Annotated in this window: 18 protein-coding genes; 9 read left to right on the forward strand and 9 right to left on the reverse strand. The window is 62.2% G+C overall.

The window, feature by feature from the left end; translation table 11 throughout:
• Position 1: 1 nt before the first annotated feature.
• The 7 genes from mtnC to J2D75_RS01025 all read left to right on the forward strand — a co-directional run bounded on the left by mtnC (position 2) and on the right by J2D75_RS01025 (position 9,454).
• Complete coding sequence (mtnC, locus tag J2D75_RS00995) at positions 2 to 751, forward strand: acireductone synthase (RefSeq protein ID WP_207851888.1); 750 nt, start codon at positions 2 to 4, stop codon at positions 749 to 751.
• Positions 748 to 1,689: a bifunctional riboflavin kinase/FAD synthetase gene (locus J2D75_RS01000; RefSeq protein ID WP_207852778.1), complete on the forward strand. Its 942-nt coding sequence runs from the start codon at positions 748 to 750 to the stop codon at positions 1,687 to 1,689. Before mtnC ends, J2D75_RS01000 begins: the two co-directional genes overlap by 4 nt.
• A 139-nt stretch (positions 1,690 to 1,828) precedes the next feature.
• Positions 1,829 to 4,732: an isoleucine--tRNA ligase gene (gene ileS / locus J2D75_RS01005; protein ID WP_207851890.1), complete on the forward strand. Its 2,904-nt coding sequence runs from the start codon at positions 1,829 to 1,831 to the stop codon at positions 4,730 to 4,732.
• Positions 4,729 to 5,244 (forward strand): signal peptidase II, encoded by a 516-nt coding sequence (lspA, locus tag J2D75_RS01010; protein ID WP_207851892.1) that lies wholly within the window; start codon positions 4,729 to 4,731, stop codon positions 5,242 to 5,244. Before ileS ends, lspA begins: the two co-directional genes overlap by 4 nt.
• Before the next feature lie 55 nt (positions 5,245 to 5,299).
• A complete protein-coding gene (locus J2D75_RS01015; RefSeq protein WP_207852779.1) occupies positions 5,300 to 5,830 on the forward strand; it encodes a DUF3035 domain-containing protein in 531 nt (176 codons plus the stop codon).
• Positions 5,831 to 5,864: 34 nt separating this feature from the next.
• On the forward strand, positions 5,865 to 7,802 hold the full coding sequence (mutL, locus tag J2D75_RS01020; protein ID WP_207851893.1) for a DNA mismatch repair endonuclease MutL: 1,938 nt from the start codon (positions 5,865 to 5,867) through the stop codon (positions 7,800 to 7,802).
• 116 nt (positions 7,803 to 7,918) lie between these two features.
• Complete coding sequence (locus J2D75_RS01025; protein ID WP_207851895.1) at positions 7,919 to 9,454, forward strand: NADH-quinone oxidoreductase subunit M; 1,536 nt, start codon at positions 7,919 to 7,921, stop codon at positions 9,452 to 9,454.
• Positions 9,455 to 9,577: 123 nt separating this feature from the next.
• Here J2D75_RS01025 and parE read toward each other — a convergent pair whose 3' ends face one another.
• Together parE and J2D75_RS01035 are read right to left on the reverse strand one after the other, a co-directional pair.
• Positions 9,578 to 11,602: a DNA topoisomerase IV subunit B gene (gene parE / locus J2D75_RS01030; RefSeq protein WP_207851897.1), complete on the reverse strand. Its 2,025-nt coding sequence runs from the start codon at positions 11,600 to 11,602 to the stop codon at positions 9,578 to 9,580.
• 72 nt (positions 11,603 to 11,674) lie between these two features.
• A complete protein-coding gene (locus J2D75_RS01035; RefSeq protein WP_207851899.1) occupies positions 11,675 to 12,196 on the reverse strand; it encodes a hypothetical protein in 522 nt (173 codons plus the stop codon).
• Between the two features lie 382 nt (positions 12,197 to 12,578).
• Here J2D75_RS01035 and J2D75_RS01040 point away from each other — a divergent pair, with 382 nt between their 5' ends.
• Positions 12,579 to 13,130, forward strand: coding sequence for an Ig-like domain-containing protein (locus J2D75_RS01040; RefSeq protein ID WP_265782753.1), 552 nt, complete (start codon positions 12,579 to 12,581; stop codon positions 13,128 to 13,130).
• 108 nt (positions 13,131 to 13,238) lie between these two features.
• Here the strand turns inward: J2D75_RS01040 and J2D75_RS01045 are convergent, their stop codons facing one another.
• The gene (locus J2D75_RS01045) at positions 13,239 to 13,688 is read right to left on the reverse strand and encodes an RrF2 family transcriptional regulator (RefSeq protein ID WP_207851901.1); all 450 of its coding nucleotides are present in this window, start codon (positions 13,686 to 13,688) and stop codon (positions 13,239 to 13,241) included.
• Positions 13,689 to 13,842: 154 nt separating this feature from the next.
• Here J2D75_RS01045 and cysK point away from each other — a divergent pair, with 154 nt between their 5' ends.
• The gene (cysK, locus tag J2D75_RS01050) at positions 13,843 to 14,829 is read left to right on the forward strand and encodes a cysteine synthase A (protein ID WP_207851903.1); all 987 of its coding nucleotides are present in this window, start codon (positions 13,843 to 13,845) and stop codon (positions 14,827 to 14,829) included.
• An 89-nt stretch (positions 14,830 to 14,918) separates the two neighbouring features.
• Here cysK and J2D75_RS01055 read toward each other — a convergent pair whose 3' ends face one another.
• The 6 genes from J2D75_RS01055 to dprA form a co-directional block, all read right to left on the reverse strand.
• Complete coding sequence (locus J2D75_RS01055) at positions 14,919 to 16,076, reverse strand: OmpA family protein (protein WP_207851905.1); 1,158 nt, start codon at positions 16,074 to 16,076, stop codon at positions 14,919 to 14,921.
• A 193-nt stretch (positions 16,077 to 16,269) separates the two neighbouring features.
• Positions 16,270 to 16,611, reverse strand: a complete 342-nt coding sequence (locus J2D75_RS01060) for a DUF1491 family protein (protein WP_207851907.1) — start codon at positions 16,609 to 16,611, stop codon at positions 16,270 to 16,272.
• Entirely contained in the window at positions 16,608 to 18,605 is a 1,998-nt protein-coding gene (locus tag J2D75_RS01065; protein WP_243428376.1) for a S41 family peptidase, read from the reverse strand. The genes J2D75_RS01060 and J2D75_RS01065 overlap by 4 nt, the downstream gene beginning before the upstream one ends.
• Entirely contained in the window at positions 18,595 to 20,802 is a 2,208-nt protein-coding gene (locus J2D75_RS01070) for an RNB domain-containing ribonuclease (RefSeq protein ID WP_207851909.1), read from the reverse strand. Before J2D75_RS01070 ends, J2D75_RS01065 begins: the two co-directional genes overlap by 11 nt.
• Before the next feature lie 35 nt (positions 20,803 to 20,837).
• The gene (gene topA / locus J2D75_RS01075) at positions 20,838 to 23,579 is read right to left on the reverse strand and encodes a type I DNA topoisomerase (protein WP_207851911.1); all 2,742 of its coding nucleotides are present in this window, start codon (positions 23,577 to 23,579) and stop codon (positions 20,838 to 20,840) included.
• A gap of 29 nt (positions 23,580 to 23,608) precedes the next feature.
• Entirely contained in the window at positions 23,609 to 24,928 is a 1,320-nt protein-coding gene (gene dprA / locus J2D75_RS01080; RefSeq protein ID WP_207851913.1) for a DNA-processing protein DprA, read from the reverse strand.
• Positions 24,929 to 24,951 lie beyond the last annotated feature (23 nt).

Here is a 24,951-nt window from a genome sequence, read left to right on the forward strand (position 1 = left end):
CATGACTTTGCAGGCCCCTGAGCAGACCGTTCCGCCCCGCGTGGTGCTGCTGGATATCGAAGGCACCACCCTGCCGGTTTCCTTTGTGCACAACGTGCTGTTTCCTTATGCCCGCAAGCATCTGACAGCCTTGCTGACAGAGCGTGCGGATGATCCGGCGGTGGTGCGGGCCGTGGCGCAGATTGGCGAACTCGCCCCCGGTGTGGCCCCGGCTGAACAGCTTGCACGCTGGATGGATGAGGATGCCAAGGTAGAGCCGCTCAAAACCCTTCAGGGTCTATGCTGGGATGTGGGCTACCGGCAGGGAGAACTTGTGGCGGATCTGTACGCCGATGTCGTGCCCTGCCTGCGCACATTACATGAGGCGGGTATAGTGCTGGCCGTCTATTCTTCCGGCTCCGAGCCAGCGCAGCGTCTGATTTATGGCTATACGGAGCAGGGGGATGTAACCGCCCTGTTCAGTGCGTTTTTTGACCTGCGTGTGGGCGGCAAAAAAGAGGCGCAGAGCTATCGTGCCATTCTGGCTGAAACCGGCTGGCAGGCGGCGGATGTGCTATTCCTGTCCGATGTCGAGGCTGAATTGGATGCCGCAGCCACAGCAGGCCTGCGGGTGTGCCAGATTGCCCGCGCACAAGATGCGACCGTGCCAAGCCAGCGGCACCCCGTTGCCCCGGATATTGCACAGGCTCTTGCGCGGTTTGGCCTGTCCGGCAACGGGCAGGGCGTGGGAGAAAGGGCCGCTTCGTGCTGACAAAGGCCCGCCTGTACACGGACTGGCGTAATATCCCGGCTGAAGCGCATGGCTGTGCGGCGGCTCTGGGCAATTTCGACGGCGTGCATCTGGGGCACGCGCATCTGGTCAATACCGTGTACGCAGCCCGGCCAGACCTGCCGCGTGCGGTGGTGACATTCGAGCCGCATCCGCGCGAGCTGTTCCGCCCGCAAGATCCGCCTTTCCGGCTCACCCTGTCTGATGAGCGCCTGGCAGCGCTTGAAGCGCTGGGCGTGCGGCATGTCTTTCAGCTTCCCTTTGATGCGGCCTTTGCGGAGCTGACAGCTGCCCAGTTCGTGCGCGAGGTGCTGCATGAAGCATTGCAGCTCCGGCATGTGGGCTGCGGGCCTGATTTTGCTTTTGGCTATCGGCGCGGTGGCAATGTTGCGTTTTTGGGCGAGCAGGCGCTGGCGCTCGGTATGGGCTGCACGCAGGTTCCGGCTTTGGCTGATGCAACGGGGCCGTATTCTTCCAGCCGGGTGCGGATGCTGTTGCAGGATGGCTATCCCGAGCGCGCGGCAGTAGAGCTTGGGCGGGCATGGGCTATCCGTGGCGAAGTCCAGCATGGTGACAAGCGTGGGCGGTTGCTGGGTTTTCCTACCGCCAATATCCCGCTGGGACGGCATCTGGAGCCAGCCCGTGGCGTGTACGCCGTAACGGTGCGTCTGCCCGGTGGGCAGTCTGTTTTCGGGGTGGCCAATATCGGGCGCAGACCCACCATAAACGATGGGCAGGAAAGTCGGCTGGAAGTGCATCTGTTCGATTTCGAAGGCGATCTTTACGGCCAGACCCTGTCTGTGGCGCTGCACGCACTGTTGCGTGGCGAGCAGCGTTTTGACGGTCTGGACGCGCTCAAGGCCCAGATTGCACGGGATGCGCAACAGGCGCGCCACCTGCTGGCGACGACGCTCTCCTGATTGTCACACTTGACCCTGCGGGTTTCCTTTTTGATAAGGGAATGCGCGCGCTGGTCGGTATATGTAAATCTGTGCCCCGCTCCCGCGCCAGGCATTTCGCCCGCGTCCTGAACCTGAACTGAAGTGACCCCTGCCGCTCATGACCAAATCCGCCAGCGACCCGGACAAGACAGACCTTTCCGAACAGTATCGTGATACGGTGTTTCTGCCGCGTACACCCTTTCCCATGCGCGGTGGCCTGCCCACGCAGGAGCCCGAATGGCTAAAGCACTGGCAGGAAAGCGGGCTGGATAAACGGCTGGTGGAGCAGGCGCAGGGGCGTCCGGTCTTTACGCTGCATGATGGCCCGCCCTACGCCAATGGCAACCTGCATATCGGCCACGCCCTGAACAAGATCAATAAGGACGTTATCAACCGCGCACACCGCATGGCGGGTTACGCCGTGCGCTATGTGCCGGGTTGGGACTGCCACGGTCTGCCGATCGAATGGAAGGTGGAAGAAGGCTACCGCAAGGCCAAGCGCGACAAGGACACAGTGCCCGTGCTCGAATTCCGGGCCGAGTGCCGGGCCTATGCAGGCCACTGGCTGGGCGTGCAGATGGAAGAGTTCAAGCGGCTGGGTGTGCAGGCGGAATGGCAGAACCGTTACGCCACCATGGATTTTTCCTCCGAGGCGGCGATTGTCGAGGAAATCGGGCGGTTTCTGCTCAATGGCGGGCTGTATCGTGGCCTGCGCCCGGTCATGTGGAGTCCGGTTGAAAAAACCGCTCTGGCCGAAGCCGAAATTGAATACCACGATCACACGTCCACCACGATTCTGGTAGCGTTCCCGGTTATTCAGGACCCCACGCCCCTGCATGCGCTGGCCGATGTATCGGTCGTTATCTGGACAACCACACCGTGGACCATTCCGGGCAACCGTGCGCTGGCTTTTGGGCCTGATATTACCTACGTGGTGCTGCGGGTGGATGAAACGGGCGAGGGCGCCACACTGGCTCCCGGCGCCAAGGTGCTGGTGGCCGAAGCGCTGGTGGAGTCTTTCTGTCGCGAGGCAAAGGTCGAGGCGCATCATATCGTCTACACTCTGCCCGGCAGCGCACTGGAGGGGGCCGTGTGCGCCCATCCGCTGCGTGGTGCGGGGTATGATTTTGACGTGCCGATGCTGCCCGGCGCGTTCGTAACCACCGAGGCAGGTACAGGGCTTGTGCATCAGGCTCCCGCCCATGGTGAGGACGATTTCCAGCTCTGCCGCTCATACGGGATTGAAGTGCCTGAAGTGGTGCTGGCTGATGGCACCTACGCACCGTGGGTGCCGGTCTTTGCTGGCGTGCATGTGTTCAAGGCGGCCGATGTCGTGTGCGAAGCTCTGGCTGGCGTCATGGAGCGGGCCAATAGCACGGGGGCGGCGCCCAGCGGTCTGGTGGGGCGCGGGCAGATTGTCCATTCCTATCCGCATTCATGGCGTTCACGCGCGCCGATCATCTATCGGGCCACGCCGCAGTGGTTCATCCGCATGGATGGTGAAGGGGCTCTGCGTGAAAAGGCGCTGAATGCGCTGGATGATGTGACGTTCGTGCCTGCACAGGCACGCAACCGCCTGACGTCCATGGTGCGGACCCGGCCTGACTGGTGCATCAGCCGCCAGCGTGCATGGGGCGTGCCGATTGCCGTTTTTGTGGAAAAGCGCACGGGCGAAGTCCTGCGCGATGCAGAGGTGATGAACCGCGTTGTCGAGGCGTTCCGTTCCGAAGGGGCGGATGCGTGGTACAGCGCCCCGCCGGAGCGTTTTCTGGGTGAGGGGCGCAATCCCGAGGATTACGAACAGGTTTTCGATATTGTCGATGTCTGGTTCGAAAGCGGCTCCACCCATGCCTTCGTGCTGGGGCGTCCGGGCCTGAGCTTCCCGGCTGATCTGTATCTGGAAGGCTCGGATCAGCATCGTGGCTGGTTCCAGTCCTCTTTGCTGGAAAGCGTTGGCACACGCGGTATCGCCCCGTTCCGTGCTCTGGTGACAAATGGCTTCGTGCTGGACGAGCAGGGCCGCAAGATGTCCAAGTCGCTCGGCAATGTGGTGGCCCCGCAGGATGTAAATGACTCGCTGGGCGCTGATGTGCTGCGCCTGTGGGTGATGAATTCCGATACCAATGACGACCTGCGCATCGGTAAGGAAATTCTCAAGCAGCAGGGCGAGCTGTACCGCCGCCTGCGCAATACGCTGCGCTGGCTGCTGGGTGGGCTGGATGGCTTTGCCGAGGCGGAAAGCCTGCCTTATGAGCAGCTTCCCGAACTGGAGCGCTGGGTGCTGCACCGCCTGTCCGAGCTGGGCGGCCTTGTGGCCCGCGCGGTGGAAACGCATGAATGGGTGGGCGTATATCCCGCGCTGCATGGTTTCTGCACCACGGATCTTTCGGCCTTCTATTTCGATATCCGCAAGGACAGCCTGTATTGCGATGGCCCGGACACGCCCACGCGGCGTGCCGTAAGGACGGTGCTTGATATCCTGCACCGCTGCCTGAGCACATGGCTGGCTCCGGTGCTGGTCTTTACAGCGGAAGAGGCATGGTGTGCGCGCTTCGGGCGTGAAAGCAGCGTGCATGAGCAGGCGTTCATGGATATGCCGGTTGAATGGAACGACCCGGCATTGGAAGAACGCTGGACGCGCCTGCGGGCCGTGCGCCGGGTTATCACCACTGAAATCGAAGGGGCGCGCCGTTCCGGGCAGATTGGCTCCTCGTTGCAAGCACAGGTGGAACTCACGCTTTCGCAGGAGGAGGCGACCCTGTTTGCCGGGGTGGACTGGGCCGAACTGGCCATTGTCTCGCATGTGGATGTCCTGATCGACCCCACCAGTGCTTCGGTTTATGTGGATGCGGAGGAAGGCGGTGCGCTGCATGGCGCACCTGTCGTGCGCGTGGCATCGGGCGAGAAATGCGTGCGGTGCTGGAAAGTCCTGCCTGAAACCGGGTCTGATGCAGCGCATCCGGGCCTGTGCCTGCGCTGCGCCAGCGTTGTGTCGGGTGCTCAGGGGCAGGCGCGCGCGTGAGCGGGCGTCCTTTCATACTGCGCCCGGCAGGGATTGGGCTGCTGGTGCTGATGCTGGTGCTGTCAGCCGATCAGCTCAGCAAATTCTGGATTCTCTACGGGTTTGACCTGCCCGCGCGGGGTTCGGTGCGGGTTCTGCCGTTCCTGAATTTTACCATGGTCTGGAATCATGCCGTGACATTTGGCATGTTTTCAGGGCTTGGTGGGGCGGGGCGTATCGTGTTCTCGGCTATTGCGCTTGCGGTTGTGGTGCTGCTGGCAGTGTGGATACTCCGCACGCCCAGCAAGCTTACGGCCGCCTGCGTAGGAGCCATTGCCGGTGGGGCCGTAGGCAACGTTATTGACCGGGTTCGGTATGGGGCGGTGGTTGATTTTCTGCATGCTCATGCTTTTGGCTGGTCATGGTATGTGTTCAACGTCGCTGATTCCGCTATAGTGTGCTCTGTCTGTGTGCTGCTGGTGCAGAACTCCCTTGCGGGGGGTGCATCCAGTCAAGCGGGCAAGACACCGTGAAATACAGCCAGCCCGCGCAGTGTCGGGGCTTTTCAGGATGAGTAGAAGGCAGATGATGGTGCGGCGTGTTTCAACCCTGATTTCTCCGGTGCTGCTGCTTGGTAGCTGCCTGATGCTGAGCGGCTGCTCCGGCAATGAGGCCGCGCGGGCCTTTGGACTGGAGCGCAGCATGCCTGACGAGTACACGGTTACAACCCGTGCACCGCTGTCCATGCCGCCGTCCGATGAACTGACCAAGCCCACCACAAAGGGCGATGAGCGCAGGCAGGACGAAAGCGAGCGCCTGCAGGCGCTTGAAACCCTCTCGCCCGATGTGGCGCTGCGTGGCTCCAGCGGTGATACGAGCGAAGGCCAGACCATTCTGGTGAATGCGGCCACCGCTGCATCCGATGTGCCGGATCAGGGCGAACTGGGCGCGGCCGGAGCAGGCTTTATTGAACAGCTTATGTTCTGGAAAGGCCATAATGCCGGGTCCGTGGTGGATTCCAGCGCGGAAAACCGCCGTCTGAAAACCAATGCGGCTCTGGGCAATGCGCCCACACAGGGCGTAACCCCGACCCAGAAGGCCAGCAAGTCAGGGTCGTGACACGGAGCCGGTTCTGAAAGGCTCATCTGTTTTGATGTCTGCTGACGATCTGTCCTCCCTCCCGCTATCTCCTGCTCCTCCTGCCGAGGGGCAGGGCATTGTCCGGCGTCTGTCCGAGGTTGTTGTTAACCGGATTGCGGCGGGCGAGGTTATCGAACGTCCGGCGGCGGCGCTGAAGGAACTGGTCGAAAACGCCATTGATTCCGGTGCTCGCCGTGTGGACATAGCCCTTGAAGGCGGCGGGATAGACCGCATGATCGTGACCGATGATGGTTGCGGCATGAATGCAGCCGATCTGGCGCTGGCGGTGGAACGGCACTGCACCTCCAAACTGCGTGACGATACTCTGGTGCAGATCACCACACTGGGTTTCCGGGGGGAGGCGCTGCCTTCCATCGGGGCGGCCGCGCGGTTGAGCATTACCTCCCGCCCACGGGATGAGAGCGGGGCATGGCGTATCAGGGTGGAAGGTGGGCGGGTTACACCGCCCCATCCGGCGTCTGGTGCGCCGGGTACCAGCGTTGTGGTGGAAGACCTGTTTTTTGCCACCCCGGCCCGGCGTAAATTCCTTAAAAGCGCACGGGTGGAAGGCCGCCATGCCGAAAGCGTGGTGCGACGTTTGGCCTTGGCTGCTTTCGATACTGCGTTCCGTCTTATGCTTGATGGTCGGCTGGTTTTCGATCTGCCTGCCCAGACCCTTCAGGCCCGTGCGGCTGCTTTGCTGGATGCGGCGGAGGCCAATGGTCTTGTCAGTGTCAGTGGCGAGCGCGATGGCATGGTGCTGTCGGGTTTTATCTGCCCGCCATCAGTACACAGGGCTACGGCTGCGGGGCAGTTCATGCTGGTCAATGGTCGCCCGGTGGTGGACCCGCTGCTGCGTACGGCGGTGCGGGTAGCGTATCGGCGGGTTATTGAGCCGGGGCGTCATCCCGTGGTGGCATTGTCGCTGAGTGTGCCGCAGCAGATGGTGGATGTGAACGTCCACCCCGCCAAAACCGAACTGCGCTTTGCAGATGAAGCGGCAGTGCGCTCACTGGTGATTGGTTCCATCCAGCGTGCGTTGGAACATGGGGCCGGGGTAGCGGGGGTGCGGCCCGTTCTGTCTTCGGCTATCGGCCGGCAGGCACGCATCTGGTATCCTCCGGAAAATACGCCTGAACAGGCACCGGCTTATCCGGGTGCCACCGCACCGCGCCCTCTGGCTGATGGGGTGGTGCCGCTGACAGGTTTTGCGGAAAAGCGTCTCGATTTTGATGCCCCGCCCGCCGCGCGCACCATTCAGTCCGCCATGCCTTCGGATTCGAAACAGCCATTACCGGAAACGGCTTGCCCTGAGCCTGAGGGTAACGAAACCCTTGCCCCACCCGTGGTGCAGTATCCGCTTGGGGCGGCTGTGGCACAGGTGCTGGATACCTATATTCTGGCTGTGGCGGCGGATGGCAGCCTTATTCTGGTGGATCAGCATGCAGCCCATGAGCGGCTGACCCACCAGCGCCTGCGCCAGCAGTTTCTGTCCGGGCGGGTGCAGGCGCAGCGCCTTTTGGTGCCAGATGTCATTGATCTGCCGCCCGCACAGGTGGAAAGCCTGCTGAATGCCACGCCGCTATTGGAAAGACTCGGTGTTGAAATCGAGGGTTTTGGTGGCCAGTCGGTGCTGATCCGCGCGTTGCCTGCCATGCTTGGGGCGACTGACGCCGTAGGGCTGTTGCGGGATCTGGCGGATGAGCTGGAGCGGGATGAGCACGGTGCGCCCGATGAAATGGCTGCACTCGACGGGCGGCTGGATGCGGTGATTGCGCGTATGGCCTGCCACGGCAGCATACGGGCGGGGCGCCGCCTGAGTGCCGAGGAAATGAACGCCCTGCTGCGCCAGATGGAGGCAACACCGCTGGCAGGCACCTGCTCACATGGGCGCCCCACGTGGCTGAAACTGAGCCGGGGCGATCTGGAACGCCTGTTCGGACGCCGCTGAGACGGTGCTTTTATTGCGTGCAGTTCGGCAGAACGTGAACGGTGGCGTGCTGGCATAGCAGGGTGAAAAGGCGCAGTATGGGGCATTACGAAACAAACCCATAAGGCGGTGAAGTCGTGCAGCCGATCCTCCTCTCGCTGATAACCTATCTTCCGCTGGCAGGTGCGCTGGTGGCCTTTTTGTGCCCCGGTGGCTCTCAGGAGCGGGATCGTGCCGCGCGGTGGCTTGGTCTGTGGACAACGCTTGTCACACTCGGCCTGAGTGTTCTGCTATGGGTCGGATTTGATCCGGCCCAGCCCGGCTTGCAGTATGAAACACGGCTGAACTGGCTGGGTGAATACGGCATTACGTACCACACGGGGGTTGATGGCATCAGCCTCGTGTTTGTGCTGCTGACCGCGTTCCTGACCCCACTTTCCCTTCTTGCGGGCTGGCGCAGCGTGCAGACACAGGGGCGCGATTTCGTGGCCATGCTGCTCATGCTCGAAACCGCGCTGTTTGGGTTGTTCTCTGCGCAGGATCTTGTCCTGTTCTATGTTTTTTACGAGGCAACGCTTATTCCCGGCTCTCTCATGATCGGGATATGGGGTGGGCAGAAACGGGTCTGGGCGTCGCTCCAGTTCTTTCTGTTTACCTTTGCGGGTTCGCTGTTCATGCTGGTCGGGCTGATTACCATGTGGCTCAAGACCGGCACGACCGACATTCCCACCCTGATGGAAACCGGTTTTTCGCAGCCCTTGCAGGGGTGGCTGTTACTGGCTTTTGTGCTCGCCTTTGGCGTCAAACTGCCCTTGTTCCCGCTCCATGCCTGGTTGCCCGATGCCTATACCGAGGCACCCACACCCGCGACCGCCATGATGTCTGGCGTGCTGTCCAAAACCGGGGCATATGGCCTGCTGCGTTTTGGGGTGCTGATGTTCCCTGATGCCGCGCGGGTTTTTGCTCCTTACATTCTCGCACTCGGTGTGGCGGCCATCCTGTATGCGGCCATTGTGGCTTATGCCCAGTCCGATATAAAAAGGATGGTGGCGTATTCTTCCTTTTCCCATATGGGCATGATTGCGGTCGGGCTGTTTACCCTGACGGCGGAAGGGATAGACGGCGCGATTTTTCAGATGCTCTCGCATGGTGTGGTTATTGCGGCCCTGTTCTTCTGTGTGGCCGCTGTGGCATGGCGGGCGGAAACCCGCGACATTGATGCGCTGGGGGGCGTTGCCCGGCAGATGCCCATTCTCGCGTTGCTGGTCATGCTGTTTACCATGGCCAATGTCGGCCTGCCGGGTACCGGCGCTTTTGTGGGTGAACTGCTGGTGCTGATGGGGGCGGTGCATGTCTCGCTATGGGTCGCCCTGCTGGCTGGTAGCACCATGATTCTGGGGGCGGTGTATATGCTCTCGCTGTATCGCAGGGTGCTGTTTGGCACGGTCAAGGGAACAGTCGGGCTACTGCGTGACCTGACAGCGGGTGAAATGGCTGTTCTGGTGCCGCTTGCGATTGTTACCCTGTGGATGGGCGTTCACCCGTCAACCTTTACCCGTCTGTTTGATCCGGTGGTTATGCAGGCTGTCCACGGGCATATGGCCAGTGGGCTGAGTGCTGGTGCGGCACATGGGGGTGCGGTGCAGGGCGTCGTACATCTGGCCAGCCGCTAACAGGGGTCAGCTACGCTTAGCGGACACAGAGCCATGTCATAAGGCTCTGTGTTGTGGCTGCAGGCATGGGCTATCTGTTTTATTCACCCGCCGGGCATACCGGCGGGTGTTTTTTTGCAGGGGTCAGATATCGAGCAGTTCGTCCACCGAGCGGGCATGTTCCTGAATAAAGGCAAAGCGCAGTTCGGGCTTGCGGCCCATCAGGCTTTCCACCCGCTGGCGGGTGGTCATGCGGTCTTCGGGCGGGGTGACAACGCGCAGCAGCGTGCGGCGCTTGGGGTCCATTGTCGTCTCTTTCAAATCGGCGGGCGGCATTTCGCCCAAGCCTTTAAAGCGTGAGACATCAATTTTGCCGCGTGTCTTGAATTCGCTCTTCATTTTGCGGTCACGGTCGGCATCGTCCATCGCGTACACGCTCTTGGCTCCCTGCGTCAGCCGGTAAAGGGGCGGCTGGGCAAGGTAAAGGTGGCCGTTGCGCACCAGTTCGGGCAGTTCGCGGTAGAAAAATGTCATCAGCAGCGAGGCGATATGGGCACCGTCTACATCTGCGTCGGTCATGATAATCACACGCCCGTAGCGCAGGCGGCTAAGGTCGAAAGACTCGCCCGACCCACAGCCCAGTGCCTCAATCAGATCACGTAGTTCCTGATTGGCGCGTAGTTTTTCCAATGTGGCGCTGGCGACATTCAAAATTTTTCCGCGTAGTGGCAGCACGGCTTGTGTTTCGCGGTTGCGGGCCTGCTTGGCCGAGCCACCGGCGGAATCGCCTTCGACCAGAAAGATTTCGGTGTCGGATGCCTGTTCGCGCGTGCAGTCTGTTAGCTTGCCGGGCAGCCGCAGGCGGCGGGTTGCGCTTTTGCGGGGCGTATCCTTCTGCTCGCGGCGGCGCAGGCGTTCTTCCGCCCGTTCAACCGCAAAAGCCAGAAGGGAATCCGCCTGTGGCGGGTTTTGCGCCAGCCAGTGGTCGAAGCGGTCACGCAGGGCGGTTTCCACCAGGCGCGAGGCTTCGGCCGTGGTCAGCTTTTCCTTGGTCTGCCCCTGAAAATGGGGGTCGCGGATAAAGACTGAAAGCCGGATAGCCCCCATGCCCAGTACATCCTCGGCGGTAATGGCCGAAGCTTTTTTGACCGAGCGCTGGTCACCCCATGCGCGCAGCCCTTTAACCAGCGCATTGCGCAGCCCGGTTTCATGCGTGCCGCCCTGCGGGGTGGGAATGGTGTTGCAGTAAGAAACCAGCGAGGCCGCACCGCTTTCCAAAAAGGCGACAGCCCATTCTACCTTACCGTTTTCCGAACCGTCTGCCGCAGCCGGGAGCGGCGCTTCACCCGCCCAGAAGGGGGTGAGCAAAGGCGGGTTGGTGCCCAGTTCATCCGCCAGACTGTCGGCCAGCCCACCGGGGAAGTGCAGTACGGCTTCAGCGGGGGTTTCTTCGCCCGTGCGGATCAGCGCAGGATCGCACGACCAGCGGATGGTTACGCCACGGAACAGGAAAGCCTTGGAGCGGCAGAGCCTGTACAGGCGGGCGGGGGCAAAAAGCTGGGTGCCGAAAATTTCCGGGTCGGGCTGAAAGCTGATCTGCGTGCCGCGCCGGTTGGGGGCTGCCCCCACCTGTTCCAGCGTGCTGACAGGTTTGCCGCGCGCATAGGACTGCCGCCACAAAATCCGCTCACGCGCGATTTCCACTTCCATGTGAGAGGACAGGGCGTTCACAACCGAGGAGCCAACCCCGTGCAGACCGCCCGATGTGGCGTAAGCTTTGCCCGAGAACTTGCCGCCCGCATGCAGCGTGGTCAGGATAACCTCAAGGGCTGAGCGGTCAGGAAAGCGCGGATGCGGGTCAACAGGAATGCCGCGTCCGTTATCGCGGATGGTCAGGCGGTTTTCCGTATCCAGCCGGACATCAATCGTGGTGGCGTGGCCCGCCACCGCTTCATCCATGGCGTTATCAAGAATTTCCGCCGCCAGATGGTGCAGGGCGGCCTCATCGGTGCCACCAATATACATGCCCGGCCTGCGGCGGACGGGCTCAAGCCCTTCCAGCACCTCAATGGAGCTGGCGTCATAGGCCTGAGGTTCCGTATTCTTCGCGCGCGCGGAAGACGGGCCGGAGCCACCGGGAACGGACGGTGCGGAAAACAGATCACTCATGCGCAGAGTCTGTCCCGCGTTAAGGCTGATTCGTCAAGCAGTGGGCGCGACCAGCGCGCCCCTTGCGCAGGTTCAGGCCTTGCGGGTGGTGCGGCGGCGCGTGGGGGCCGTGGGGTGGGCGGTGCTGGGAGCAGCGCAGGCCTCGAACGTGGAGGGCTGTGACACATCCTTGCCTTCAGCATAGTTGGCCAGATCCTCGGCGCTTTCCAGAGCCTTGACCTCGTCAAACATGGAAACGCGCTGCTGACAGAACAGCGTGCCGGACTGCAGGCCCGCATCTTCCTGCACAAGGCCGAGCTGGGTGATGTAGTTGTCGAATTCCTGCTGGCCCTTGCGGCCGTAAACGGAGCGGAAATAGCCGTTCAGCTTGGATTCGGCAGCCAGCAGTTCGGGGCGGAACTTCGCCACGAAATCGTTATAGCGATCTTGGGCCGAGCATTTGAGCGCGGTAACCATCAGCTCGCTTTTCAGGCCCTGTACATCAAAAGCCTCATGCGCGGGAGAATGGCCGCAGGGGCTTGCGGCGAATGACACGGAGCCATGCGCCACGCCCGCGGCAAAAATACCGGCGGCAAGAAGACGGGAAAGGGACATGCGGTAACCTCCGACAGATGCGCTTCCACACAACCACAGACCGGGCGGTGCGTATTGGGGCCAGAACAAAACCGAAAATAGCATGCCTTTCTGCCGCTTCGTTACTCCTTGTGGCATCACTCTGGCGCGGGGCCGGTGCCACAGGGAATGACGGCGGGAAAGACAGGCTGTTTTAGGGCTATCCGCCCGGTAAAACAATGCTTGGACACATCAGTTCTGCTGCGAAGGGGCGGCACGTTGGTGTGGGGCCTCTTTCTTCCTGCCGCGGGATGTTTTAAAGAAAAAAACGATCTCTATCGTGTCTCGCGGCGCTGCGCGTCCGTTCGGATGATGGCGGGCCGCGAAAACAACAAGTTCAACAGAAATGAAGCGGAGCTGTGGAGTGCGCTTAAGAGGAATTGCCGGGCTGGTTATGGCCGGTGGCATGCTGGCTGGCTGTGCAACAACCAGCGGGCCGGTTCATGTCGGATCTCCCAATCCGTTTGGTTACATGAAAAAATCAGCGGTGTGTAAAACCACGCCCGTGGTCAAGGGTGCTGATGGCCAGTTGTCCACCACCATGACCGTCCGCTCGGATGACGGGCTGTGCGAACTGCTGATCTCCCAGCCTGATGGCAAGCCCTATGCGTCTTTCGGAGTCGCGCCGGTGCCTGAACACGGCAAGGCGTTCATGTATTCGCTCGATAACGATACGCATGTAAGCTATACGCCCACGCTGGCTTATGCCGGGCAGGATACGTTTACGGTTATTCTGGTGCCCGGCCCCGGCCAGCAGCGCACTAAGCTGACCGTAACGGCGCAGGTGGATGCAACGGGCGTTTACGTGCCGCACCCTGCTGTGACCGGCCCTGCGCCAGCGGCGGAACCCGCAAGCAAAGGCAAGAAAAAAGCCAGCGTGCATCGCGCGGCTTCCGCAGCCAAAAGCAAGCACTGAGGGCGTGCGGCGTAAAGCCGTATGACCATGAAAAACGGCGTCTGATTATTCAGACGCCGTTTTTTTTATGGGCAGTCAGAGCCGCACCCGCGTGCGGCCCTTCACATGTCAGATAGAAAACGTAATAGGCTCGCTCAGCGGGCGCTTGAGGCCGGATTTCTCGGCGCGGCGCACCAGATCATCCAGCGTGGTCTGCTCCATTTTTTCTGTCAGGGATTCTTCATATTCCGCCCAGCACGGTTCGATCACCCGCTGAAGCAGGGGGCCGGGGGCTGCGCCGTCTTCGGCCTGATCATCGCCCGCAACCGCGCTGATGATGCTGACAAGAGAAATATCACGCCGTGGGCGCCCCAGCTTATAGCCGCCGCGTGGGCCGCGAATGCTTTCCAGCAGGCCGGAACGTGACAGAGCCTGAAGCAACGGCTCGATTCCACGCCGCACAAGGCCAGATCGCTCCGCGATATCAGCGGCGCTGACAGTGCCGGCGCGGCCAGCATAAAAAGCAACATCCAGCATGATAAGTACGGCTGTCATTGCCCTGTCGCGTCGGAGAATCATGAAAACATCCTTCCGGTTGTTGTTGTCAGGCCGATCATGGCCCGCTGTTTTCCTGTTCAGAATTACGGTATAGCAGGGGGACGCCTGTTTATCTACGTTGTTATTTCGTATTATAAGCGGGTGTGTTTTGTAAACAGTGCAGCCGGGGCTAGGAATGACGACGAAGACGCAAAAAGCAGAAGGGTATGGTTTTGCGGCGCCGCGTGGGCGTGTTTACGATTCGGTTGTGAATCTGGTGGGGGGTACGCCGCTGGTGGCGTTGCCCCATCTTATGCAGGATGATGGCCTCAAGGCCCGCCTGCTCCTTAAGCTTGAGTTTTTTAATCCGCTTGGTTCAGTCAAGGACAGGATTGGCGCCGCGATGGTGCTGGATGCAGAGCGTCGTGGGCTGATTACCCCCGGACGCACCCTGCTGGTGGAACCCACATCGGGCAATACAGGTATTTCACTGGCATTTGTGGCGGCATCGCGCGGTTACAGGCTGGTTGTGACCATGCCCGAAGGGGCATCCATCGAACGGCGGCGCATGCTGCGACTGATGGACGCACAGGTGGAACTGACGCCCGCCCGCCTCGGGATGGCCGGAGCCATTGCCCGTGCAAACGAAATCCTGAACGAAACCCCCGATGCGTGGATGCCTGACCAGTTCGATAATCAGGCTAACCCTGCTGTACATGCCGCCACCACGGCAGAAGAAATCTGGCAGGACACGGCAGGAGATATTGATGTGGTTGTGGCGGGTGTCGGCACCGGCGGCACCGCAACGGGTATTGCTACCGCGCTGAAGGCACGCCGTAAGGGCGTGGAGGTTTTTGGGGTGGAACCGGCGGAAAGCGCCATTCTGAATGGGGATGAACCCGGCCCGCATGGTATTCAGGGTATTGGTCCGGGCTTTTGCCCCGCTACGCTCGATACCACGCAGCTTGATGGTGTTCTGACCGTATCAGAACGCGAGGCTATCGCTGCGGCCCGGCGTTGCGCCCGCCTGGAAGGGATTCCGATTGGTATTTCTTCGGGGGCTGCGCTGCATGCAGGGCTACGTCTGGCGGTGGAAGATCGCTACAAGGGTAAAACCATTGTTGTGATCGCGCCGTCCTTTGCCGAGCGCTATCTGTCCACATCGCTGTTTACGGGGCTGTAAAGCCTCAGATGGCCGGACGGTAGAGCAATCTGCCCGTTCGGCCTGTAAGGAGCGGGAGTATCCGTGCCCGCACGATGGCGGGCAGGGCGTTAGCGGAACAGAATTTCCACCCGGCGGTTCTGGGGTTCTTTGGTGTTGGGGCCGGTTTTGACAAGCGGATTGGCCTCGCCGTAGCCATGCACGTCAATTGTGGTGCCTGCCACGCCATCACGCATCAGTTCAGCCTTGACGATTTCCGCACGGCGCAGGGACAGCTTGAGGTTGTAAGCCTTGCCGCTTTCCTGTCCGGGATGGGCCGAGGAGTTGTCTGTATAGCCTGAGACGATAATCCGCGTCAGCGCCACATGGGACGAAGCCTGTGCTGCTTCGTTGACAATGGCGCGCGCCCTGTCTGTCAGGCTTGCCTTATCCCAGTCGAAAAAGACCAGATAGCTGCGTGCCGCCTGCGGCGCAGGCACGGAGGGTACTGGTGCGGGCGGCGGGGGCGGCGGTGCGGGATTGAACTCGTAACGCAGGCCGAGCATCAGCGAATGGTTAAAGTCTGTCTGCGTGTCGTGATGGCCGCTGATGGTGCCGTACGCATGGGTGGGGTCAGTGCCGCCCAGCGTGCCGGTCGAGACAACATTATGCGACTGCGGCCCAAGCATGGTCCAGAAGCGGTATTCTGCCGTGGCGGACAGCCCGACAGCCCCCGGCAGGGGGAAGGACAGGCCGAAAATACCCTGATAGTCGAAGTTGCCAAAGGTGCCACCAATGGTTTCATTGGCGGTGTCATTCCCCTTGGTGGCCAGAATAGACGTGCGCATGGCCGTCCAGCCATAGCCGATACCGGCCCCAAAATAGGGGAACAGCCAGGGCTGGCCGATATCGAGGTCAAACAGGGCATTGGCCATGAAGCCATAGGTCTGCCTGCGTCCGCCTGCCTGTGTGGAGGTCAGGCTGTTATTGGCAAACTGCTTGTAGGCCATGGAGCGGTAGTCGCCTTCGACTTCCACGCGAAAACCGTTGCCCAGTCCCCAACCAACGGCACCAACACCTACACCACCCGCGTGCCATCTGTCGCGGCCCAGCGGGAAGGAGTTGGAGAGCCGCACGGACTGATCCTGGTTGAAGGTGGCGCCACCTTCACCCCTGACATACAGCCCCTGTACGGGTTGAGCCGATACACTGCCCGCGGCAAGGAGCAGCCCGGCGGCCAGAGGCACGGAAAGCGCGGTCCGCACAAACAGGGCCTTACGTGGCGTCATGGAATTCTCCCCGCTGTGGCGGTGTGGTACATCAACTGTGACACGGGATGCAAAGAGGTACATGCTTGTTGTCTTTGCTGGAAACTGGCCTGAGGCGCAACAGGCATGAGGGTGAGTTTTCCCCCGTGGGGTCTTTTTCGCTGCAATAAATGTTGCAGGCGTGTGACGGATGTCACGGTTTTAACTATTTGTTTCACAGCAGCATTGCTTGAAACGGGGGGCTGAAATCATCGCTTTCCATTTCCAGCACCCACAGGTCGGGGTCGTATTTTACCTGCCGGTCAATGTAGGCCTGTGTGTCCTGTGCGTTCAGCGGCGTTGGGCCTGAGCTGCGTATCCAGGCCCGATCACCATCTGGTGTACGGGTCTGGCTCAGCACCATGCTTTCGCCTGCACGGTTGAGCAGCACAACCAGAATCCCGCCTGCATCGGAATCGCCTTTACGCAGCACCATGGCCGAGCGGCCATCGCGTGCGGATTCGCGCACAAGGGCACGGGCGAGAAGATCGCTCTTAAGGCGAGGCTCCGTACTCATGGTGCGCTCTGGGCAGGCTGAGAGGGGGCAGCTGGCAGGGCCGCAGCCGGTAAAGAGGCGGGCAGGACATCAGGAATGGCCGGGGCCGCATTGGTGGGGGCAGGTGCGAGCGGGGCGGCCTCATCCGGTATGGCGGCCAGTGCGGTTTTGTACCACGCATCGTGCTCCAGCACATCGCGCGCAACGCTCAGGTCGGTATCCGTGCCAAGGGCGGCGGGGCAGGCCCGGCGGATGGCCATGATGCGCGAGACTGGCACCGGGTAACGCGCCGCGCGTGAGGCGGCAACGGCGGGCTGGTTGTCCAACTGGCCCGCCGCCAGATCGCGCATGGCGCGGCCGGTTTCCAGTGCGCCAAGGCTGGTGCAGATCTGGGGCATGACGCCAAGCCCCTGAAGCGGCCATTGCAGCGGGGCAATGACACGGCTCCATGTGACAAACAGTTCGCCCTCATCGGGAAGCTGCGCCACGGTCTGCACAAGACCTTTGCCCAGCGTCGCGCTGCCGATCACTACCGCGCGGCGGTGGTCGGCCAGAGCAGCAGCCAGAATTTCAGCCGCACTGGCCGAGCGTCCGTCTACCAGAACGGCAATGGGCAGGCCGTTGGTCATGTCGCCGCCTTCCACTGCCCAGATATGGTTGGCCTGCGGGTCGCGTCCGCTGGTAATGGCGGCCACGCCCCGGTCCAGCAGCAGGGCGGCGGCGGTCATGGCCTGTTGCAGCACACCGCCCCGGTTGCCGCGTAAGTCTATGATTAGCCCGCGCAGATGTTTGTCCTGCACGGCCTGATCCAGATACTGGCTGAGTTCTTCCGCCGTATCGGCCGAAAAAGAGGTGATCCGCAGTACAACGATGGAACCGCTGGCAAAGGCAAATACGGTTTCAGGCGGAACCTTGGCGCGGCGCAGGGTTACTGTGCGGATGGTGCGTTTGCCCGGTGCCTGCAGGCGCAGGGACAGCAGGCTGTCGGGCGCGCCGCGCAGCCATTCACGCACGGTTTCGGCGCTCTGGCCTGCGGTTGGACGTTTATTAACGGCAATAAGCCGCTCGCCCGTATCCAGCGGTGCGGCCCATGCCGGGCCATTGGCGTTGATGGAGGCAATGACAATATGCGGGCCACTTTGTGTCAGGGTCAGCCCGGCGTCTGCCTCTCCACCCACGCGGGCCTGACGGTCGGTGGTGGCGGAGGATGGGCCGATATAGCGCGAATACGGGTCGAGATGGTTGAACAGCTCGTCAAAGAACGCCTGTAGCAGTTCCTCGCGGCTGGCGCTGGCCACGGCGGAGGAATGCTGGCGTGCTGAATCCAGAAAATCCGTGGCGAGCTGCGCCCATTGTTCAGAATCGTCCGCTGGTGGGGCTACGCGGGATAGAATCGGTGTCTGGCCCAGTAATAGGCGGATATCCGCTCCACGGGCGTCAAACGCCAGCGAGGGATCAAGGGCGGTGACGCTACCCAGCCCCCAGAGCGTAAAGTCACGGCTGCTGTGCGGCTCCAGCGTGCGTGGCGCCAGAAACTGCAGCGCCGTGGCAATGACGGAATGGATCAGCGTCATGTCTATAGCGGGAGGGGGCGGTGTTTCGGGGGCCGCGCTCTGGGCGGTTGCAGCGGAGGAAGCTGGCGCCGCCTGCTCAGGCTGCGCGGGGGCATCGTGCGCCGCGGGCTGAGGAGGGGGGGCGGGGGGGGCATTCTCCACAGCGGTCGGGCTGGCCGGGGCGGGCGTAGCCTGCGTTGGTGCGGGTGTTGCTGTCTGGGCTTGGGCTACGACAGGCTGTTCGGCCTGTGCCTGTGCCTGTGCCTGTGCGGGTGCTTGCGTTGCGGCAGCGGGGCTGGCCGTGGCGCTCTGGCGCGGGGTCAGGGGTGGGGGCGGCAGGGTCTGGTTACCCGCCCTGTCCTGCGCGCGCACGGGTGCTGGCTGGCACAGCAGCACTGCCAGAATGACAACAGGCAGGCCACGCATGACGCAGGCATAAGGGAGGGACAGGTCAGCACGCATGAACGGGAGAAGCCAGAGTTACGGTGCCCCGCGACGGGCAGGTTGCGGTCAGGACTGCTGAAAATACGCGCCCGCCCCGGTTCAGGTTTCCGGTTGGCGGCTCAGTGAAGTCAGAACGACGCGACGCGACGCCGTCATGCAGCAAGGTGTCGCAGGCCCCTGTGCCAGAAGGGAATGCCGACCATGGAAGGAAAGACGGAGTTCCGGTTTTCGTCAATCTCACCCGAAGGCCATGCCGTGTTGATGTGAGGGCATGGAACGTCACGTGCTGGCCTTTTAGGGGGGCGAGCATCTGTGCGGCAAGCCGGTTCAGGCAGGCCTGCGCGACATCCGTGGCACGGCGTTCTGTCCGGTTCAGATGGCCCGCCAGCGTCTCCAGTTCTGCATTGCGCGGGCGGGGTGGCGCTGCGGGCGCGGCGTGTGTGGTTAGGGTGGTGGACAAGGGTGCTTGAGCCAGAAAATCCGCCAGTGTCCGATGTGTGACAAGGTCGGCATAACGTCGGATCGGGCTGGTAAAATGCGTATAATATGCAAGCTTCAGCCCCGCATGGGGGGCGGGCTCCGCACTGTAACGGGCCATGGCGCGTGGTTGGCCGGGGGCCGGAGCGGCATGGATACGGAACAGGCCGGGCAGGCTGTTCTGGTGCAAAAACAGGGCCGCCTGCGTGTTGGCGGCAATCATGCACGCAGCCACCATTTCATGCGTGGGCAGGGTCGTGCGTGGCGTAAACGACACAGCCCGGCCCTGTGGATCATGGGTCACGATCCATGAATCGTCATGCTGGGGTGCGACGCCGCGCCGCAGGGCTTCCGCCTGTAGTGCTTGAGCCGCGTGCCACAGGGCATGCAGGCTTTCGAGCACCATCGGGTCGGGGGGGATTGACTGCGATAGAGCCTGACCTGAAGGGGCGGTATTGTGTTCGGTCGGGGCCAGAAGTGCTTGCGCCTGCGTGTAGCTCAGGCGGGCAGCGCTGCGCATGAGCCCCCGGCCTAGTCGTGTTGGGCCAAGGGTACCCTGCGGGGTTATGGAGAGCTCCATGAACAGGCAGGGCCGATCCTGCCCCGGTAGGAGCGAGCAGGCGTTTTCAGACAGGGCAGGCGGCAGCATCGGTACAACCCTGTCTGATAGGTAAAGCGATGTGCCGCGCAGGCGGGCCTGTCTGTCCAGCGCCGTGTCCGGGCTTACACAGGCGCTGACATCCGCTATCGCGACCACCAGCCGCCAGCCTGTGTCGGTTGCTTCGGCCCACAGGGCGTCATCAAAGTCATGCGCGTTTTCATCATCAATCGTGACGAGGGGGAGGGCGCGCAGGTCTTCGCGGTCGGTTGGGGTGGGCTGGCCGTGCAGGGCCGCGACCGCATGGGCGGCGGATTCGGCCTCGGCCAGAGCTTCGGGGCTGAAGACTTCTGGCACGGCATGGGTCAGCAGGCTCAGCCGCGCGGCCATGCCCGGCTCCGTGGCGCACCCCATGACGCCCGATGGCTGTGCGGTGTAGGCACGCTCCGCAGGCTCATCAGCCAAAGCATCCAGCCCGGCAGGCAGGGCTGCCAGCAGGATGGTGCCCGGCTGGGTGTCAGCCCTGTCTTTTAAGGGCCAGTCGGTGGCTGAGCGGGCTGATGCAGGCAGGTGGAAGGGTACCGTCAGGCGCGGATCGCACGACCAGAGCAAAGCCGGATCGGTGGGGACAGACCCCTGCGTGGATTCGTTCCGGTGCGGCGGGCAGTCCATCATGGGCAGGCTGCTGCGGGATGTGCGGGAAAGCACGCGCAGGATTCGGCCTGTGCGCGCCTGCCCGGCCAGAGCCGGACGCAGGCGGGCCAGCACGGTATCGTCAGGCAGCAGGGGCAGGATACCGCGTGCCGTCTCTACCGGTGGGGTGGATAGACGGAGCGGCCTGTCCGCTGCGCCGGAGCCGCGGGCGGCTTCTGCCTGCCCACGGATTAGCAATGACCCGGTGTTGGTGCCGTCATCAGCAGGGTGAACCCCTATGATCCGTACCCGCACAACATCCGGCAGGCCCACAGAGGCTTTTATTCGTCCGGCAGGCAGGTGCAGGAGAGCACCCGCTACTGCCATATCGTGCAGATGCGCTTTAAGCGACGCCTTGTGCTGTACCGGCAGGCGCAGGGCACGCAGGATGTCCATCAGCCCGAGAGGCCGTGTGTCCTGTGCCAGCACCGCCTGAATGTCCTCCATGCACGGAAGACAGTCAGGCGCGGAGGCGGTGTGCCTCAATCGGTTTTCTTTTTCCGGGGTGCTGCGGCTTTGCGGGGAGCCTTGGCGGGTGCTGCCTCGTCAGAGGCCGCACTTTTGGCTGTGGCGGTCTTTTTAGGGGCCGCCGCCTTTTTGGTGGTTGCCTTGGCTGTGGTTGCTTTTGTTGCCGTTGTTTTGGCTGTCGCAGCTTTGGTGGTGGTCTTTTTGGCGGTGGTTTTTTTAGCCCCGGCCTTGCCGCCTTTGGCTTTGAGGGGTTTGCCTTTTTCCACCAGCAGGGCCACGGCCTCATCCAGCGTCACGGTATCCATGTCCGTGCCGCGCGGCAGGGTGGCCACGATCTGGCCATGCTGCACGTAAGGCCCGAAGCGGCCCTTGCGCACCATAACGGGCTCTGCGTCCTTGGGGTGGGTGCCGAGCGTGCGGATGGAGGCCAGCTTTTTGGCCAGTGCATCCACTGCGCGGTTCAGGCCCACGGTCAGAACATCGTCATCCTTGTCCAGCGAGCCATAAACGGCGCCCATTTTCACATAAGGCCCGAACCGGCCCAGACCGGCTTCGATTGGCTCACCCGTTTCCGGGTGCAGCCCGACCAGACGGGGCAGGGACAGAAGGCCCAGTGCCTGTTCAAGCGTTATGGTTTCGCCACTGACGCCTTTGGGTAGCGAGGCGCGGCGAGGCCGGGCCTTTTTGTCTGCCGGGTCGGGTTCGCCCTGCTGCACGTAAAGCCCGTAGGGGCCTTGGCGCACGGTAATATCTTCGCTGGTGTCAGGGTGCTGGCCCAGCAGGCGCATGCCGTCCTTGAGCGTGGCGGCCCCTTCGCCCTCTTCCGCGCTGTCAGAAACCAGACGGCGCGTGTACTGGCATTCAGGGTAGTTGGAACAGCCGATAAACGCCCCGTAACGCCCAAGCTTGAGGCCCAGACGCCCTGTGCCGCACGAGGTGCAGTGGCGCGGATCGGAGCCATCCTCATGCGGGGGGAAGAAGAACGGCCCCAGATCCTTATCGAGTGCGTTCAGCACATCGGTAATCGTCAGTTCCTTGGTATCGGCCACCGCGTGGGAGAAGTCGCGCCAGAACGAGGCAAGCACTTCTTTCCACTGAGCGCGCCCACCGGAAATATCATCAAGCAGTTCTTCGAGGCTCGCGGTAAAGCCCGTATCCACGTAGCGTTCAAAGAACGAGACAAGGAAGGCCGTTACCAGCCTGCCACGGGCTTCGGGTATGAAGCGGCGGCTTTCCAGCCGCACATAGCTGCGATCCTGCAGCACGCTCAGCACTGAGGCATAGGTGGAGGGGCGGCCGATCCCCAGCTCTTCCATTTTCTTGACCAGCGAGGCCTCGGAGTAGCGGGGCGGTGGCTGGGTGAAGTGCTGTTCGGCCTCCACGTTTTCACGCGTGAGCGGGTCTTTTTCGCTCATGGGCGGCAGCATGCGCGATTCGTCGTCCGCCGCCTTGTCGGTATCGTCACGCCCTTCGCGGTAGAGCTTGAGAAAACCATCGAAGGTGATGATCGAACCGTTGGCCCGCAGCACGGTCTGGTTTGAAGGCCCGGCAATATCCACCGCCACTTGATCGAGCGAGGCGGATTCCATCTGGCTGGCCACAGCACGTTTCCAGATCAGCTCGTACAGGCGGCGCTGGTCGTGGTTGAGGTGTCCTGCCATTTGATCAGGCGTGCGGGAAATATCGGTCGGGCGCACGGCTTCATGCGCTTCCTGCGCATTTTTGGCCTTGGAGGTGTAAAGGCGTGGCTTTTCCGGCACATAAGCCGCGCCAATCCGCTTGCCGATATGCGTGCGGATGGCCTGTACGGCTTCCTGCGCCATGGTGACGCCATCGGTTCGCATATAGGTGATCAGACCCACCGTTTCGCCGCCGAGGTCTATGCCTTCGTAAAGCTGCTGGGCGGTGCGCATGGTGGTTTGCGCACTCATGCCCAGCTTGCGCGAGGCTTCCTGCTGGAGCGTGGAGGTGGTGAAGGGGGGCTGCGGGTTGCGGCGCACCTTGCGGCGTTCGATGCTGCGAACGGCAAGGGCTTCGGCCTCCACCGCGCGGCGTGCGGCTTCAGCCAGCTCGGCATTGGACAGATCAAACTGGTCGAGCTTGGTGCCGTTGAGGTGCGTCAGGCGTGCGGTAAAGGGCGCACCCTGCGGGGTTAGCAGGGCGGCGGTGACACTCCAGTATTCGCGCGGCTTGAAAACCTCGATCTCGGCTTCGCGCTCACAGACCAGACGCAGCGCCACGGATTGCACGCGCCCCGCACTCCGCGAGCCGGGCAGCTTGCGCCACAGCACGGGCGATAGGGTAAATCCGACCAGATAATCCAGCGCACGGCGGGCCAGATAGGCCTCGATCAGCGGGAAGTCGAGTTCACGCGGGTGCGCCATGGCGTGCAGAATGGCGCTTTTGGTAATTTCGTTGAAGGTAACACGCTGGACATCCACGCCCTTGAGGGCCTTGCGTTCCTCCAGCATGGCCCGGACATGCCACGAAATGGCCTCTCCCTCGCGGTCAGGGTCAGTGGCGAGATAGAGATGACTGGCACCCTTGAGCGCCTTGGCAATGGCGGAAACCTGCTTCATGCCCCGTTCATCGGACTGCCACGACATGGCGAATCCTTCATCGGGCAGCACGGAGCCGTCCTTGGGCGGCAGATCGCGCACATGGCCGAACGACGCCAGAACGGTGTAACCGTCTCCAAGATATTTGTTGATCGTTTTCGCCTTGGCGGGCGATTCGACAACGACAACGTTAGTCATACTCTCTCCGACCTGCCCGGAGGCAGCGTTTAACCTCTTGTTTCCGCCTGTCCGCCTGCCAGCGCCACATATCCACTGGCAGAGGTGATGATACGCCCCGAAAGTTCCAGTTCGGTCAGCGCAATCAACACGACGGAAGCCGAGAACTGGCAGCGCCGTATCAGATCGTCAACAGCTATGGGCGTAAAGGACAGAAGATCAAGTATGTGCTGAGGCACATTCACGTCTGTTTTTTGTGTCCGTTCCAGCGTTGCGCGAGGGGGCGGAGGGGCGTCTGGCAGCATGTCTGCCGGGGGAGATGGGGCTGCCCTGTGTGCCAGCCCTGTAGGCAGTTTCTGGGGGTGCGGGCCGGGTGGTGGTGCTTGCGGCACATGGGAGTGCGGCATGGGAACTGGTGTGGCCGCAGGTGCACGGAGCAGGGGGAGCGTGTCCTGCCATACGGGAGGCAGCCCTGCGCGCAGGCTGGCGATATGGGGCAGGATATCGGCAGCACTTTCCGTCAGCACCGCGCCATTGCGGATCAGATTGTTACTGCCCCGACAGCGCGGATCAAGCGGAGAGCCGGGTACGGCAAACAGTTCGCGCCCGTATTCGCCCGCCATACGCGCCGTAATGAGCGTGCCGGAATGCGGGGCAGCCTCCACCACCACGCAGCCTAGTGCCAACCCGGCAATAAGTCGGTTGCGGCGCGGAAAATGCCGCCCCAGTGGCGCTGTACCCAGAGGGGCTTCGGTAATCACAGCTCCCTGTTCGGCAATACGGGCCTGAAGGGCCGTATTTTCGGGCGGGTAAGGGCGGTCCAGCCCTCCGGCAATGGCGGCTACGGTCAATCCCCGCCGGTGTAGAGCGCCCCGGTGCGCGGCGGTGTCGATCCCACGCGCCAGCCCGGATATGACCACCAGCCCGGCTTCCACCAGTTCGGTTGACAGGCTTTCAGCCAGTCGCAGTCCGGCGGCGGAGGCATTGCGTGCCCCCACAATGCCAATACCCGCTTGGTGTAGGCAGGTGGTATCGCCTAGTGCGCTGAGTACCACGGGTGCGTCGGGTACGTGGCGCAAAGGGGCGGGGTAGCCCGAGTCCAGCAGGGTCAGGAACTGGCCACCGAGGGCCAGTGTTGCGTCGATTTCGCGTAAGATATCGTCTTCAGGTGCAAGGGTAAGCACCTTGCCGCTGCGGCCAGTCGGCGCACCTCGTTTGGTGCGCAGGGCTTCAACCGCGTTTTCGGGCGTGGCGTAGAGCGCCATCAGCCGGTGCCACTGGCGTGGGCCAACCTGTTCGGTACGGGTCAGGCGCAGGCAGGCAACAAGGGTGGCAAAGGGAAGCTGTGCGGGAAAGGGTGATGCGCTCATGGCTTACTCACCCGTAAAAAAAC

The sequence above is a fragment of the Acetobacter suratthaniensis genome (assembly GCF_017377745.1).
Lineage (GTDB): Bacteria > Pseudomonadota > Alphaproteobacteria > Acetobacterales > Acetobacteraceae > Acetobacter > Acetobacter suratthaniensis.